The 14,276-nt window shown below is 64.3% G+C and carries 15 protein-coding genes; all 15 read left to right on the top strand.

The annotated features are described in order from the left end of the window. The first annotated feature begins 128 nt into the window (after positions 1–128). The 15 genes from AB6802_RS01435 to AB6802_RS01505 all read left to right on the top strand — a co-directional run bounded on the left by AB6802_RS01435 (position 129) and on the right by AB6802_RS01505 (position 14,270). The gene (locus AB6802_RS01435) at positions 129–1,460 is read left to right on the top strand and encodes an ABC transporter substrate-binding protein (protein ID WP_371008212.1); all 1,332 of its coding nucleotides are present in this window, start codon (positions 129–131) and stop codon (positions 1,458–1,460) included. A gap of 219 nt (positions 1,461–1,679) precedes the next feature. Next, positions 1,680–2,627 (top strand): carbohydrate ABC transporter permease, encoded by a 948-nt coding sequence (locus AB6802_RS01440; protein WP_371008765.1) that lies wholly within the window; start codon positions 1,680–1,682, stop codon positions 2,625–2,627. Further along, positions 2,624–3,574 (top strand): carbohydrate ABC transporter permease, encoded by a 951-nt coding sequence (locus AB6802_RS01445; protein WP_371008213.1) that lies wholly within the window; start codon positions 2,624–2,626, stop codon positions 3,572–3,574. Before AB6802_RS01440 ends, AB6802_RS01445 begins: the two co-directional genes overlap by 4 nt. Further along, on the top strand, positions 3,571–3,777 hold the full coding sequence (locus AB6802_RS01450; protein WP_371008214.1) for a hypothetical protein: 207 nt from the start codon (positions 3,571–3,573) through the stop codon (positions 3,775–3,777). The genes AB6802_RS01445 and AB6802_RS01450 overlap by 4 nt, the downstream gene beginning before the upstream one ends. Positions 3,778–3,779: 2 nt before the next feature. Next, positions 3,780–4,886: an ABC transporter ATP-binding protein gene (locus AB6802_RS01455; protein WP_371008215.1), complete on the top strand. Its 1,107-nt coding sequence runs from the start codon at positions 3,780–3,782 to the stop codon at positions 4,884–4,886. Next, the gene (locus AB6802_RS01460) at positions 4,879–5,892 is read left to right on the top strand and encodes an ABC transporter ATP-binding protein (protein WP_371008216.1); all 1,014 of its coding nucleotides are present in this window, start codon (positions 4,879–4,881) and stop codon (positions 5,890–5,892) included. The genes AB6802_RS01455 and AB6802_RS01460 overlap by 8 nt, the downstream gene beginning before the upstream one ends. 48 nt (positions 5,893–5,940) lie before the next feature. Then, positions 5,941–7,578 (top strand): dihydroxyacetone kinase subunit DhaK, encoded by a 1,638-nt coding sequence (locus AB6802_RS01465; protein WP_371008217.1) that lies wholly within the window; start codon positions 5,941–5,943, stop codon positions 7,576–7,578. A gap of 10 nt (positions 7,579–7,588) precedes the next feature. Continuing rightward, positions 7,589–8,182: a dihydroxyacetone kinase subunit DhaL gene (gene dhaL / locus AB6802_RS01470; protein WP_371008218.1), complete on the top strand. Its 594-nt coding sequence runs from the start codon at positions 7,589–7,591 to the stop codon at positions 8,180–8,182. Beyond that, positions 8,182–8,571, top strand: coding sequence for a dihydroxyacetone kinase phosphoryl donor subunit DhaM (dhaM, locus tag AB6802_RS01475; RefSeq protein WP_371008219.1), 390 nt, complete (start codon positions 8,182–8,184; stop codon positions 8,569–8,571). Before dhaL ends, dhaM begins: the two co-directional genes overlap by 1 nt. 19 nt (positions 8,572–8,590) lie before the next feature. Then, positions 8,591–8,893 carry an HPr family phosphocarrier protein gene (locus AB6802_RS01480; RefSeq protein WP_371008220.1) on the top strand — a complete coding sequence of 101 codons (303 nt, stop codon included), beginning with the start codon at positions 8,591–8,593 and terminating at the stop codon, positions 8,891–8,893. A gap of 41 nt (positions 8,894–8,934) precedes the next feature. Further along, positions 8,935–10,509: a phosphoenolpyruvate--protein phosphotransferase gene (gene ptsP / locus AB6802_RS01485; protein ID WP_371008221.1), complete on the top strand. Its 1,575-nt coding sequence runs from the start codon at positions 8,935–8,937 to the stop codon at positions 10,507–10,509. A 7-nt stretch (positions 10,510–10,516) separates the two neighbouring features. Then, positions 10,517–10,948, top strand: a complete 432-nt coding sequence (locus AB6802_RS01490; RefSeq protein ID WP_371008222.1) for a hypothetical protein — start codon at positions 10,517–10,519, stop codon at positions 10,946–10,948. 32 nt (positions 10,949–10,980) lie between these two features. After that, positions 10,981–11,967, top strand: coding sequence for a dihydroxyacetone kinase subunit DhaK (gene dhaK, locus AB6802_RS01495; RefSeq protein ID WP_371008223.1), 987 nt, complete (start codon positions 10,981–10,983; stop codon positions 11,965–11,967). Between the two features lie 286 nt (positions 11,968–12,253). Next, entirely contained in the window at positions 12,254–13,279 is a 1,026-nt protein-coding gene (locus tag AB6802_RS01500) for a nucleotidyltransferase family protein (protein WP_371008224.1), read from the top strand. A 7-nt stretch (positions 13,280–13,286) separates the two neighbouring features. After that, the gene (locus tag AB6802_RS01505; RefSeq protein WP_371008225.1) at positions 13,287–14,270 is read left to right on the top strand and encodes a methionyl-tRNA formyltransferase; all 984 of its coding nucleotides are present in this window, start codon (positions 13,287–13,289) and stop codon (positions 14,268–14,270) included. Positions 14,271–14,276 lie beyond the last annotated feature (6 nt).

Raw genomic sequence — 14,276 nt, forward strand, 5'->3', positions numbered from 1 at the left:
ATTGCATCACTAAACAAATTACTAAACATCGCGACGCGCCGCGCCGCCATGTTTGGGCCCTCGGAGGAGCGAGGGTTGAGGGCTCTTGAAACCGTCATCCGGACGCGTTTCGCAAATGGGAGGAAGGCATGAAATCGACCTTGAAACTGGCGTTGGGACTGGCCTCGGCGATCTTTGCGTCGACAGCCGTCTCGAACGTCGCGCATGCGGAAGACCTGACGCTGTGCTGGGCGGCCTGGGATCCGGCCAACGCGCTCGTGGAACTGTCCAAGGACTTCACCAAGGAAACCGGCATCGGCATGAAGTTCGAGTTCGTGCCGTGGACCAATTATGCTGACCGCTTCCTCAACGAGCTCAACTCGCACGGTAAGCTCTGCGACCTGATCATCGGCGACAGCCAGTGGATCGGCGGCGCAGCCGAGAACGGCCACTACGTCAAGCTGAACGACTTCTTCGAGAAGGAGAAGATCAGCATGGACGACTTCGTGCCGGCAACTGTCGTCGGCTACTCGGAATGGCCGAAGAACACGCCGAACTATTGGGCGCTGCCGGCCATGGGCGACGTCGTCGGCTGGACCTATCGCAAGGACTGGTTCTCCAAGCCGGAACTGCAGAAGGAATTCAAGGAGAAGTATGGCTGGGATCTCGGCCCGCCGGCGACTTTCGACCAGTTGAAGCAGATCGCCGAATTCTTCCAGAAGCGGCAGATCGACGGCAAGACCGTCTACGGCGCCTCGATCTATACCGAGCGCGGCTCGGAAGGCATCACCATGGGCGCCATGGATGTGCTCTACAGCTACGGCTTCCAGTATGAGAACCCGAAGAAGCCCTACGAGATGGAAGGCTTCGTCAATTCGGCCGACTCGGTCAAAGGCCTGGAATTCTACAAGGCGCTTTACGACTGCTGTACCCCTCCGGGCGCATCGAACAGCTACATGGGTGAAGGCGTCGATGCCTTCAAATCCGGTCAGGTGGCGATGCACATGAACTTCGCCTTCACCTGGCCAGGCCTGCAGAAGGACGAGAATGTCGGCGGCGACAAAATCGGCTACTTCGTCAATCCCAAGGGTCCCGGCGGCGCCCAGTTCGCGCAGCTTGGCGGTCAGGGTATTTCGGTGGTGTCCTATTCCGACAAGCAGGAATCGGCGCTGAAATACATCAAGTGGTTCGCCAACAAGGACGTGCAGGCCAAATGGTGGTCGCTGGGCGGTTATTCCTGCCTCAACGCGGTGGTGAAGGATCCGAAGTTCCCGGCCAGCCAGCCCTACGCGCAGACCTTCCTCGACTCGATGGCCATCGTGAAGGACTTCTGGGCCGAGCCGAGCTACGCGCCGCTGCTGCAGGCCTCGCAGAAGCGCTTCCACGACTATGTCGTCGCCGGCCAGGGCTCTGCCAAGGATGCGCTTGACGGCCTGGTCAAGGACTGGACGCAAGTGTTCCAGGAGGACGGCAAGATGTAACCGGCTCCTCCCGAGCTAGGACCAGAGCAGATGATTTCGGGTCGAAAAGACCTGAAATCATCCGCTCCGGACCAAAGAGAGAGTGAGCATGATGTCGTCCGAAAACCGCTTCACACTTTTCGGCATCATGCTCTCGGTCCCGTGCCGCCCTTGGCACGGGACGCAGTTCAGATAAATTCCATGACAGAGACGACCCAAGTGACCGAAGCAGGACTTACCATGCTCAATCGGACTGCGGAGAACGTTGCCCGGGCGACCCCGGAACCGTTGGCCCGCAAGGTCCGGGGCATCAGCGACAAGGGCCTCGCCTGGCTCTTCATCTCGCCGACGATCCTGTTGCTGCTCGCCATCAACATCTTCCCGCTTTTCTGGGCGATCTATCTCTCCTTCACCAACTATCGCGCCAACCGGCCGAACGAGGTGGTGAAGAACCTCGGGCTCGCCAACTACCAGCGCATCCTCGGCGACCAGGACATCTGGATCGCCATGCAGACGACGGCGCATTTCGTGTTCTGGACGATCCTGCTGCAGACGCTTATCGGCTTTACGCTGGCCTGGCTGATCGACAGAAAATTCCGTGGCCACGCCTTCTGGACGACGATCATCCTGGTGCCGATGATGCTGTCTCCGGCGGTGGTCGGCAATTTCTGGCGCTTCCTCTACGAGCCGCAGATCGGCCTGTTCTCCTACGCTATCTCCTTCATCACCAGCATTCCGCCAACGAACATCCAGATGCTGTCCAATGTGGAGCTGGCGCCGTGGTCGATCATCATCGTCGACACCTGGATGTGGACGCCCTACGTGATGCTGATCTGCCTCGCCGGCCTGCGCTCCATCCCCGAATACATCTATGAAGCGGCCGAGGTCGACCGCGCCTCCAACTGGCGGCAGTTCTGGTCGATCACGCTGCCGATGGCGCTGCCCTTCATCATGCTCGCTGTGCTGTTTCGCGGCATCGAGAATTTCAAGATGTTCGACATGGTCAATCTGCTCACCGGCGGCGGGCCAGGCTCGACCACGGAGGTCGCCTCGATCACGCTGAAGCGGCAGGCTTTCGAGAGCTGGCGCACAGGCTATTCCTCGGCCTTTGCCATCATCCTGTTCGTCGCGGTGTTCGGCCTGGCCAACATCTACGTCAAGGCGCTCAACAAGGTGAAGCAGAGATGAGCCTGACCACCGCCCATTCCGTCGTCGCCCCCTCGGCAAACTCGAAGCGCATCGCCGGCACGATCATCGTGCTCTACGCCTTGATCTCGATCGTGCCGCTGCTGTGGATCTTCGCCACCAGCTTCAAGACGCCGCCGGATTCGATCGCCTATCCGCCCAAGGTCGTCTTCCAGCCGAGCATCGAAGGCTATTGCAACCTGTTCACCACCCGCACGCGGCAGACGCCGGAATACATCAACTCGCTTGGGCCGGCGACCGGCTTCTGCGACGAGACGGTGCGCAAGCGCAACATGGTGATCGCCGGGCCGTCGAACTTCCTGCCGCGCTTCGTCAACTCGCTGATCATCGCCTTCGGCTCGACCTTCTGCGCGGTCTTCCTCGGCACGCTCTCGGCCTACGGCTTTTCGCGCTTCAAGGTGCCTCTGGCCGACGACCTTCTGTTCTTCATCCTGTCGACGCGCTTCATGCCGCCGATCGCGGTCGCGATCCCGATCTACCTGATGTATCGCCAGCTTGGCCTCTCGGACACCGCGCTCGGCATGATCCTGCTCTACACCGCGGTCAACGTCTCGCTGGCGGTATGGCTGCTCAAGGGCTTCATCGACGAGATCCCGCGCGAATATGAGGAAGCCGCCATGATCGACGGCTACACCAGGCTGCAGGCCTTCTGGCGCACCGTGCTGCCACAGGCGACGACCGGCATTGCGGCAACCGCCATCTTCTGCCTGATCTTCGCCTGGAACGAATACGCCTTCGCCGCCCTGCTCACCTCGGGCACCGCGCAGACCGCGCCGCCCTTCATCCCGACCATCATCGGCGAAGGCGGCCAGGACTGGCCGGCGGTGGCGGCGGGCACGACGATCTTCCTGGTGCCGATCCTGGTCTTCACCATCCTGCTGCGCAAACAATTGCTGCGCGGCATAACCTTCGGCGCGGTGCGCAAATGAGCATGACCCAACCCACCAAGCGCAAATCACGCTGGCCCCGCTGGGCAAGGCGCAGCCTGATGGAAAACATCGCCACGGCGCTCATCGCCATCGGCTTCCTGATGCTGTTCCAGCCTTTCGCGCTGGCGCTCTACACCTATTCCTTCATCACCATGCTTGCCGGCACGGTGATGTTCATCATCGTCTCGAAGTTCCCGGAATAGTCATGGCCGAGATCCGCGTCCAACATCTGAGGAAGGCCTTCGGCGATTTCGTCGCCGTGCAGGACTCCAACTTCGTCGTCGAGGATGGCGAGTTCTTCGTCATGCTCGGGCCGTCCGGCTGCGGCAAGACGACGACCTTGCGCATGATCGCCGGCCTCGAACTGCCGACCGGCGGCCAGATCCTGCTCGGCGGCGAGGAGGTTACCATGCGCCGCGCCCGCGAGCGCGACATCGCCTTCGTCTTCCAGCTGTTCGCGCTCTATCCGCATATGAATGTGCGCAAGAACATCGGCTTTCCGCTTTTGGCGCAGGGCATGCCGGCAGCCGAGATCCGGAGCCGTGTCGACGAGACCGCGAAGCTCCTGCGTATCGACCACCTGCTTGAGAAATCGGTCTCAGGTCTTGCGGGCGGCGACCGCCAGCGCGTCGCGCTCGGCCGCGCCATCGTGCGGCGGCCAAAATGCTTCCTGATGGACGAGCCGCTCGGCACGCTCGATACCGAGTTCCGCGATCTTATGGTGCATGAACTGCGCGAGCTGCATAACCGCATCCACGCCACCACGGTCTATGTCACGCATGACCAGATGGAAGCGATGTCGATGGCCGACAAGATCGCCGTGATGAACCATGGCGTCATCGAGCAGTTCGGCACGCCGCGCGAAATCTACGACCGCCCGGCGACGATGTTCGTCGCCGACTTCATCGGCTCGCCGCCGATGAATTTCCTGCGCTTCGGCGGCGGGCTTGCCAAGGGCGCGAAAGAGATCGTCGTGCAAGGCGCGAAAGTATCGGTGCCGGAGGTGCGCGAGGACATCGCACCCGCCGATATGGCGCTCGGCATCCGGCCCGAGCACATCCGCTTCGACGATGGCTCGAAACTGCGCGGCGCGATCTACGGCACCGAATATCTCGGCACCACTCAGATTGTCGCTGTCGAGACCGCCGACGGCATCATCAAGGCGCGGGTGCCGGCGGAAATCCACCTCAATCCCGGCGAGCAGGTCGGGCTGTCCTTGAGCAGCGCGCGGCTGTCGCTGTTCGAGAAAGGCACCGGACGCGCGGTCCGGACCGCGATGCATGACACCGCAGCGGAGGCGCGCCATGGCTGACGTCCATATCCGGGGTGTGACCAAGGGCTTCGGCGAGACAGTCGCTCTCAGCAATCTCGATCTGCAGATCAAGGACGGCGAGTTCGTCGTGCTGCTCGGACCGACCGGCGCCGGCAAGACGACGACGCTGCGGCTGATCGCCGGCCTGGAGCGGCCGGACAGCGGCACGATCCATATTGCCGGGCGCAATGCAACGACGCTCTCACCGGCAGAGCGCGACACCGCTTTCGTCTTCCAGCAATATTCGCTCTATCCGCATCTGTCGGTCTTCGACAATCTCGCCTTTCCGTTGCGCTCGCCGGCGCGGCGCTTTCCGGAAGAGGCGGTGCGCCGCCGGGTCGAGGAAGTGGCGCGCATGGTGCGCATCGATCACAAGCTCGACAACCGCTCGACCAAGCTCTCGGGCGGCGAGATGCAGCGCGTCGCCATCGGCCGCGCGTTGGTTCGCAAGCCGTCGATCTACCTGATGGACGAGCCGCTGTCCTCGCTCGACGCCAAATTGCGCGGCGATCTGAGGCTGGAGCTGAAGCGCATCCAGTCGGAACTCGGCGCTACCATGCTCTATGTCACGCACGACCAGATCGAGGCGATGACGATGGCCGACCGCATCGGCATTCTTGCCAACGGCGTGCTGGTGCAGATCGGCACGCCGCGCACGATCTATTCCGAGCCGGCAAACCTTCACGTCGCGGCCCGCCTTGGCCAGCCGGCGATCAATCTCCTGCCGGCCGGTCTGCTACCCGACGGCGGCGCGCCGGCGGGCACGACGACGATCGGCGCCCGCACCGAGCATCTGTCGATCGAGAAGGCGGCGAACGGCCATGCCGACGGCGTCGTCGACTGGGTCGAGCATCTTGGCGACCAGAACCACCTGCATGTCACGGTCGGGGCGAAGAAGCTGGTGACACTGACCGATCCCGACACGCTGCTCGGAAAAGGCGACAAGGTGACGATCCGCTATCGCTCGCCGCTTTATTTCGGCCCGGATGGGCAAAGATTGATGTAGCCACCCGCAGATTCGCACTGATTGACGACCACGGACCGGACGATATCCATGAAGCACTTTTTCAACCGCAAAGAGACGATCGTCACCGAGGCACTGGACGGTTTTCTGGTCACCGCCGGTTCCGGCACGCTGGCGCGCCTCGACGGCTATCCCGAGATCAAGGTCGTGCTGCGCGCGGACTGGGACAAGACGAAGGTCGCCGTCGTTTCCGGCGGCGGCGCCGGGCATGAACCCTCGCATGCCGGCTTTGTCGGCGCCGGCATGCTGACGGCCGCGGTTTCGGGCGAGATATTCGCCTCGCCCAGCGTCGAAGCCGTGCTGGCGGCGATCCGCGCCACGACTGGCCCGGTGGGCTGCCTGCTGGTCGTCAAGAACTACACCGGCGACCGTCTCAATTTCGGTCTCGCCGCCGAGAAGGCGCGGGCTGAAGGTCTTTCCGTCGAGATGGTGATCGTCGGCGACGACATCGCGCTGCCCGACATCGCGCAGCCGCGCGGCGTTGCCGGCACGCTGTTCGTGCACAAGATCGCCGGCCATCTCTCCGAAGCCGGCTATGACCTGGCTTCGGTCGCGGCGGCGGCGCGCGCGGCGGCAAAGGACATCGTTTCGCTGGGCATCTCGCTCTCATCCTGCTCGATCCCGGGCCATGCGCATGAGGACCGTTTCGGCGCCAATGACGGCGAGCTCGGTCTCGGCATCCATGGCGAGCCGGGCGTCGAGCGCATCGCGCTGCAGAGCGCCAGCGCGTTTGTCGGCATCATGGCCGAGCGCCTCGCCGCGCGGCTCGATCCGGGCAGTCGCTATGCCTTGCTGATCAACAATCTGGGGTCAGTGCCGCCAATCGAAATGTCGTTGATCGCCAATGCCGTGCTGTCGTCCTCGCTGGCGAAAGGCGTGGCGCTGACGATCGGTCCCGGACATCTGATGACCGCGCTCAACATGAACGGGTTTTCGCTGTCGCTGATCCGGCTGGACACGGAGCGCGAAGCAGCGCTGCTGGCACCGGTCGGCCCGCATGCCTGGCTGCCGGCGAAGCCGGTGCGCCAGCCGGTGATCGTAGCGATCGGCAAACCTGCCGAACACGGGGTGAAGGCGACCAGCCGCGACGCCGGCGCGGCGCGGCTGATCACCGCCGTCTGCGAAAAGCTGATTGCGCTCGAGGAGCCGCTCAACAGCCTCGACGCCAAGGCCGGTGACGGCGACACCGGCTCGACCGTGGCGACGGGCGCGCGCAGCGTGCTCGAACGCATCGACGCGCTGCTGCTTGCTGACCGCGCCGCAACGCTCGCCGCTATAGGTGAAACACTCGGCATCTCGATGGGCGGCTCCAGCGGCGTGCTGCTGTCGATCTTCTTCACCGCCGCCTCGCAGGCGCTCGGCACCGGCGCGCCGCTCAGCAAAGCGCTGCTCGCCGGCCTCGACCGCATGGCCTTCTATGGCGGCGCCAAGGTCGGTGACCGCACCATGGTCGATGCGCTGGAACCGGCGCTGAAGGCGCTCGATACGAGTGGGCTGGAAGCCGCCGCCAAGGCGGCGCGGCACGGCGCCGACTCGACGACCGCCATGCAAAAGGCGAACGCCGGCCGCTCCGCCTATATCGGCAGGCAGCTCGACATAGCCGATCCTGGAGCTTATGCGGTGGCCGAGGTCTTCGCTGCCGTGGCGGCGCTGTTCGCTCCGGCGTGAAGGACCAGTGATGGCCGATTTCTCCCGATTGATCGCGGCGACGGCGGACACGATCGCGGCCCATGCCGAGGAATTGACCGCGCTCGACCAGGCGATCGGCGACGGCGATCACGGGCTGAACATGAAGCGCGGCTTCGAGGCGGTGCGCGCCGAAACCGAGGGCTTCGCGGCCAAGCCATTGCCCGAGGCGCTGAAAGCCGTCGGCGCGAAGCTGGTCATGACTGTCGGCGGCGCCTCCGGGCCGTTGTTCGGCACGCTGTTCCTGGCGCTCGGCAAGGAGATGCCAGTAGAACCCGATCGCGCCGGGCTGGCGACGGCGCTGGGCAAGGCAATCGAGGCGGTGGCGGCGCGGGGCAAATCGCAAGTCGGGCAAAAAACCATGCTCGACGTGCTGCAGCCGGTGTATGAGGCGCTGGCGCAAGGCAAGACGGCGGAGGAGATCGCCGACGCCGCCGACAAGGCGGCTGACGCCACCGTGCCGATGAAGGCCTTGCGCGGGCGCGCCTCTTTCCTGGGCGAGCGTTCGGTCGGGCATATGGATGCCGGAGCGCGTTCGACCGCGCTTCTGGTGCGCGCCGTCGCGGAAACTGTCGAGGGTCATTGATGAGCAATGTCGGGATCGTCATCGTGTCGCATTCACCCTTGGTCGCCGAGGGCACGGCCGACATGGTGCGCCAGATGGTGGGCAACGAAGTGCCGCTTGCCTGGTGCGGCGGCAACGGCCATGGCGGGCTCGGCACCAGCGTCGAGGCGATCATGGGAGCCATCGACGAGGCATGGTCGGAAGCCGGCGTCGCCATATTGGTCGATCTCGGCGGCGCCGAAACCAACTCGGAGATGGCGGTGGAGATGATCGGCGAGCCGCGCTCACACAAGATCATCGTCTGCAACGCGCCGATCGTGGAAGGCGCTGTGATGGCAGCGACAGAATCCTCCGGCGGCGCCTCGCTGAAGGACGTGGTGGCGACGGCGCATGAATTGTCGCCGGCGTGAACGAACGGGAATCGACTGAATGTCCGCATCCGCCGAAGCAACCGTTCTGATCACCCACGCGGTCGGCCTGCACGCGCGCCCGTCGGTGAAGTTCACCAAGCTTGCCAAGTCGTTCGCGGCCGAGGTGGAAGTGGCGGTGGCGGCCAACGGCCCCTGGCTCGACGCCAAGAGCATCGTCAAGGTGATGGCGGCCAAGGCGCCCAAGGGGACGATGCTGCACATCCGCGCCAAGGGTGACGGCGCAGGTGCCGCGGTCGAAGCGCTGGTCGATCTGGTGCAACGCGACTTCGACGAGGATGCGGACCATGCCCGGTCCGCTTGAGCCGAACCAAATTGGTTTGCCGACCGCAGGGAATGCGCGCCATGCGGCTTGAAGGCATTCCCGCCTCGGCCGGCTATGCCGAAGGCCCGCTGTTCGACCTTGATCGGCCTCGAGCCTTGTACAGCGCCAAGGCGAGCACGGCGGAAGAGAGGGAAGCGCTGGAGCTGGCGATCAGCAAGGCAATCGGACGGCTGACGGCCCTGGCCGAGGCCGCCGATGCCGACGCCGCCGGCATCCTCGAATTCCATATCGCCATGCTGGAGGACGATGCGCTGAGCGGTCCGGCGCTCGCGGCGATCGGCGCCGGCCGGCCGGCCGATAGCGCGTGGCGGGCGGCGCTCGACGCCGAGATCGCCGGCTATGACGCTTCGGACCAGGACTATTTTCGCGCGCGCGCCGCCGATCTGCGCGACATCCGCGACCAGGTGCTGCGGGCGTTGAGCGAGGACGGCGAGGCCACGGCGCCGCTCGGCGCCATTCTCTATGGCGAGGACATCGCGCCAACGCGCTTCCTCGAAACCGACTGGAGCGCGGGCGGTGGCATAGCGCTCAGAGCCGGCAGCACCGCCAGCCATGTCGCCATGCTGGCGCGCTCGCGCGGCGTGCCGATGGTGGTGGGTCTTGGCGCCGCGGCCGAAAGCGCCACAGGGCTTGCCCTGCTCGATGCCGAGCGCGGCGGGATCGTGTTCTCGCCGTCACCGGCCGAGATTGAAGCCTTCCGGGAATCAGCCTGCTCTTTCGCCGACAGGCAGGGCGCGGCGCAGACGTTCCTGACCCAGCCGGCGAAGACCAGGAGCGGAACCGCGGTGCGGGTGCAGGTCAACATCGCCTATCCGTCCGATGTCGACGGCATCGACATCGCGACCTGCGACGGGGTCGGGCTGATGCGGACGGAATTCCTGTTCGGCAAGACGCTGCCGGACGAGGAAACGCAATACCACGCCTACCGCAAGGTGCTGGAATGGGCGGGCAACAAGCCTGTGACCATCCGCACGATCGATGCCGGCGGCGACAAACCAATTGCGGGCTTTACCGTCGAGGAGACCAATCCTTTCCTCGGCCTGCGCGGCATCCGGCTGTCGCTCAAGCGGCGCGACATCTTCCGCGTGCAGATCCGGGCATTGCTGCGCGCCGCCATCCACGGCAATCTGAAGGTGATGTTTCCGATGATCGCCACTGCTGACGAGTATGACCAGGCCGCCGCGCTGTTTGCGGAGGAACAGGCCGGGCTTGTCGCGCGTGGCTTGGCAAACAAGCTGCCGCCGCTGGGCATCATGGTCGAGGTGCCGTCGGTGGCGCTGATGCCGGAGGCCTTCGCCAATGTCGCCTTCTTCTCGATCGGCTCCAACGATTTGACGCAGTATGTGATGGCGGCGGCGCGCGACAATTCGGCGGTCGCGCATCTGAACAGCGTGCATCATCCGGCCGTGCTGCGGCTGATCTCTGCGGTCGTCGACTTCGGGCGCGACAAGGGTATACCGGTCAGCCTGTGCGGCGACGCCGGCGGCGATCCAGCCGCCATCCCGGCGCTGCTTTCGGCAGGCCTGCGCGATCTCTCCGTCGCTCCGGCCCAACTCGCCATGGCCAAGGCGGCCATCGCGGACGTGGCGGTTTAGGCGCCGCATGGCCAAGATTGCCAAAACACCGGAGCCGGGATCGGAAGAGGCGATCCGCGCCTACAAGACGATCCTGTCGCATGTCATCGACCAGCGCCCCTCCGGCATGCGACAGCGCCTGGCCGATGCGCTCGGCAAACACCGGAGCTTCGTCACGCAGATTTCCAGCCCAACCTATTCGATCCCGATCCCCTCGAAACACCTGCCGGCGATCTTTTCCGTCTGCCATTTCAGCCAGGCCGAGCGCGACCAGTTCCTCGCTGCCTACCATCTGGCGCATCCCGGCAAGATTTCGGTCGCGGCCGGCATGCGTAAAACCAGGCATATCTCGGTCATCGTTCCCGATTTCGGCGACGACAAGCAGAACGCCGCGCTCGACCGGGCGGTCAACGATTTCATCCAGAAGATCACCAGCATCGCCGGCAAGAGTGGTGGCTGATCGCGTGGCGTAAGACTGTGTCGGGAGGACACATGAAGAAATTCCTGAACTCGGTCGATACGGTGCTGACCGAAAGCCTCGATGGTTTCGCGGCCGCCCATGCCGATATCCTCGTGCTGGGCGAGGCCCACAAATTCATCCGCCGGCGCGAGCTCAAGCCGGGCAAGGTGGCGCTGATCTCGGGCGGCGGTTCGGGCCATGAGCCGTTGCATGGCGGCTTCGTCGGCCACGGCATGCTCGACGCCGCCTGCCCCGGCCAGGTCTTCACCTCGCCGACGCCGGACCAGATGCTTGCCGCTGTCGAGGCCGTCGACACTGGCGCCGGCTGCCTGTTCATCGTCAAGAATTACGAAGGCGATGTGATGAATTTCGACATGGCGGCCGAGATGGCGGACGGCGTGCTGCAAGTGGTGACCAATGACGACGTCGCGGTTGAGAATTCATCCTATACGACCGGGCGGCGCGGCGTTGCCGGCACGCTGGTGGTGGAAAGGATCGTTGGTGCCGCCGCCGAGCAAGGCATGGCCCTGCCCGACCTCAAGATGCTCGGCGACCGTATCAACGCTGCGACGCGCTCGATGGGCGTGGCGCTGACCAGCGGCACCGTGCCGGCGGCCGGCAGGCCGACCTTCGACATCGGCGATGGCGAGATGGAATTCGGCGTCGGCATCCATGGCGAGCCCGGCCGGCGGCGCGACAGCTTGAAAAGCGCGGATGCCATCGCCGAGGAAGTCTGCGCGGCGATCACCGGCGATCTCGGCGATCACGCGAAAGGGCCGGCGCTGCTCTTGGTCAACGGCTTCGGCGGCACACCGTCGATGGAGCTCTATCTGATGTACAACAGCGCCCGCAAAATCTTCGAGAAGCAGGGCGTGACCGTGGCACGCTCGCTGGTCGGGTCTTACGTGACCTCGCTCGACATGGCCGGCTGCTCGATCACGCTCGCCATGCTCGACGACGAGACCATAGCACTATGGGACGCGCCGGTGCATACGGCGGCGCTGCGCTGGGGACTGTAGCGGCCGGGGCCAGAACCGAGGTTGCGAAATCCTATACTAGGCCGGTGTCTTTGACGGGATGGCCACCACGCTGGACAGCTTGCCCGCCTTGTGCAGCACCGGTGCCTGATACTTCTTCTTGATCATTTTCCGCATCCTTCAAACCCAAGGAGCAAAGAATGCAGGAAATCTGTTCGCGGTGTCAATTCATGTCAGCGCTTTGCTTTCGCGCTGCTGGCGTCCCTGATGCTTTTCTGCAACCATATCCGCGATATATGTCTGCCACGATCGAATGCCGACCGGATTGATGCTGCCATCTCTTTCGCCTGCCGACGAAAAACTGCTGCTCCGTTTTGCCGATCCTGATGCCTCGCCGGTTTCGGGCAAGGCGCTTTCGGCAAACGGCTTGTCGGCGCTGCTCGCCAATGCGGAATTCCACGGCGTGCTGCCGATCATGCTGCGCAAGCTCAGGGAGCTCGGCGACGCCAGCCTGCCGAAAGACGCCGCCTTACAACAGAGGCTCGGCGAATTGCGCGACCAGGCGACGATGGCGACCGGGCAGTCGATGCTGCTGCAGTATCATGGCGACCGCATCATGAAGGCGCTGGCGGCAAAGAACGTCCCGGCCCGGATCGTCAAGGGACCGGTGTTCGCGCGCAAGCTCTATCGCCAGCTTGCCGACCGACCGTTCACCGACATCGACATCCTTGTCGAGCCCGCCAGTATTGCCGAGGCCAACAGGACCATTGCCGAATGCGGCTTCGAACTCGGCAGCGACGAGGCTCAATCGCACGAGCTGCAGGAGTTCAAATGGCTGGAGAAAGAGAACTCCAGCCTGCTGATCGAGCTGCACGGCAATCTGGTGCACGACACCGGCATGCGGCGCCGGCTTTCGCTCGGCTTCCGTGAATTGCAGGCGATCGACGGCGGCCAAACCGACACGCCGGCGGCGCTGCTCACCATTGCCATCGTCCACGCCGCCGGCGGCCACAAGTTCCATCGGCTGCAATTGTGCGTCGACGTGCTGCAGGGCGTGCGCGCGCTGAAATCGCCGGAAGAGGAAACGCGCCTGCTCGAGGCCGCCCGGATGACCGGCATCGAACTCGAGCTGGCGACTGTCCTCAACGTCACCGGACGCCTGTTCGGCGCGCCGCTCGCGATCGAGCTCGCCAACCGCATCAAGCCGGACCTTTCGATACGGCTCGCCAAATGGCTGATCACCGGCAACATGCTGCTGCGCGTCAACTCGCGCGACAAGATGCGCTCGCGCCTGAGCCGCGACGCCTTCCGCTGGGTGCAGCGGCTTGCCCGGCAAAGACCGTATCCGGCCTGAGCGCGGAATGGACAACACGCTCTCGGCCGTTTTCGTCACCGAGGTTTCCTCCGTTACCGCCCCCATGCTGGCAAGCTGGGTAAACAAGGGCCATCGCATTGCGGCAATCGTCGTGCCTGGCCCACGTGCTGGCAAACACCGCAGTTTCAGCACCTTGCGCCGCCGCTGGCGCCGAAGGTTTGCACTGAGGTCTCAGCTTCGGCGCGCGATGCCGAGGCTGGTCGAACTGGGCCCGTCCAATGACTGGGATGCGATCAGGCAGCAAATCGGCACATTTGGCGCCGATCTCCTGGTCTGTTTCGGGTACGGCAAACTGATCCCGCAAACCGTTCTGAAGCTGTTTCCCAAAGGCGGCCTCAACCTGCATCCGGCGCTTTTGCCGCACTATCGCGGCCCTCATCCGATACATCGGCTCGTTATCGACCAGATGCATGATGCCCATGGCGGCGTGACCCTGCACAAGATGACTGCCGGCTTCGATGAAGGCGATATCATCGCGCAGGTGGGATTTGCCGCGGAGGACTGGCATTCGGCGGGCTCGGTCAAGCAGGCCTTGACCGAAGCGATGGCCATGCTGGTGGCGGAAGTCGTTCCTGAGTTCTGCCACGGCGAACTTGCCGGAGCGCCACAGCCGGACGGAACGTATGTCTGGGCGCGTCTCAGGCGCGATCCGTTGATCGTCGGCTTGCAAACCTCAAGCGAGCAGGTCGCCCGCCTGTGCCGCATCCTCGGATCGAGCGTTTCGGTCAATGTCCTCATAGAAGGTGAGCCGGTCCGGTTGGCTCAGCCTGTGCGACGCCTGGGCCCGCCGACCGGCCAAGCGTCGAAACGGCGATGGGGACTGGTGGAATTCGACTGCGCCGACGCGCGCGTCATCCATCTCGCCTATGGCAGGCTTTCCCGGCTGTTGTTGCGATGGCAGCCGAGACGCCGCCGGACTGGACAAGACCCACGATCTTTCGACATCAAGCGTTTTGGCATGACGGACTGACCGTGG

The sequence above is a fragment of the Mesorhizobium sp. RCC_202 genome (assembly GCF_041355295.1).
Taxonomy (GTDB): Bacteria; Pseudomonadota; Alphaproteobacteria; order Rhizobiales; family Rhizobiaceae; genus Mesorhizobium.

Bases quoted from the DNA above. Each gene is read 5' to 3' on its own strand.
- AB6802_RS01435 (WP_371008212.1), top strand. From the start codon at position 129: ATGAAATCGACCTTGAAACTGGCGTTGGGACTGGCCTCGGCGATCTTT.
- AB6802_RS01440 (WP_371008765.1), top strand. From the start codon at position 1,680: ATGCTCAATCGGACTGCGGAGAACGTTGCCCGGGCGACCCCGGAACCG.
- AB6802_RS01445 (WP_371008213.1), top strand. From the start codon at position 2,624: ATGAGCCTGACCACCGCCCATTCCGTCGTCGCCCCCTCGGCAAACTCG.
- AB6802_RS01450 (WP_371008214.1), top strand. From the start codon at position 3,571: ATGAGCATGACCCAACCCACCAAGCGCAAATCACGCTGGCCCCGCTGG.
- AB6802_RS01455 (WP_371008215.1), top strand. From the start codon at position 3,780: ATGGCCGAGATCCGCGTCCAACATCTGAGGAAGGCCTTCGGCGATTTC.
- AB6802_RS01460 (WP_371008216.1), top strand. From the start codon at position 4,879: ATGGCTGACGTCCATATCCGGGGTGTGACCAAGGGCTTCGGCGAGACA.
- AB6802_RS01465 (WP_371008217.1), top strand. From the start codon at position 5,941: ATGAAGCACTTTTTCAACCGCAAAGAGACGATCGTCACCGAGGCACTG.
- dhaL (WP_371008218.1), top strand. From the start codon at position 7,589: ATGGCCGATTTCTCCCGATTGATCGCGGCGACGGCGGACACGATCGCG.
- dhaM (WP_371008219.1), top strand. From the start codon at position 8,182: ATGAGCAATGTCGGGATCGTCATCGTGTCGCATTCACCCTTGGTCGCC.
- AB6802_RS01480 (WP_371008220.1), top strand. From the start codon at position 8,591: ATGTCCGCATCCGCCGAAGCAACCGTTCTGATCACCCACGCGGTCGGC.
- ptsP (WP_371008221.1), top strand. From the start codon at position 8,935: ATGCGGCTTGAAGGCATTCCCGCCTCGGCCGGCTATGCCGAAGGCCCG.
- AB6802_RS01490 (WP_371008222.1), top strand. From the start codon at position 10,517: ATGGCCAAGATTGCCAAAACACCGGAGCCGGGATCGGAAGAGGCGATC.
- dhaK (WP_371008223.1), top strand. From the start codon at position 10,981: ATGAAGAAATTCCTGAACTCGGTCGATACGGTGCTGACCGAAAGCCTC.
- AB6802_RS01500 (WP_371008224.1), top strand. From the start codon at position 12,254: ATGCTGCCATCTCTTTCGCCTGCCGACGAAAAACTGCTGCTCCGTTTT.
- AB6802_RS01505 (WP_371008225.1), top strand. From the start codon at position 13,287: ATGGACAACACGCTCTCGGCCGTTTTCGTCACCGAGGTTTCCTCCGTT.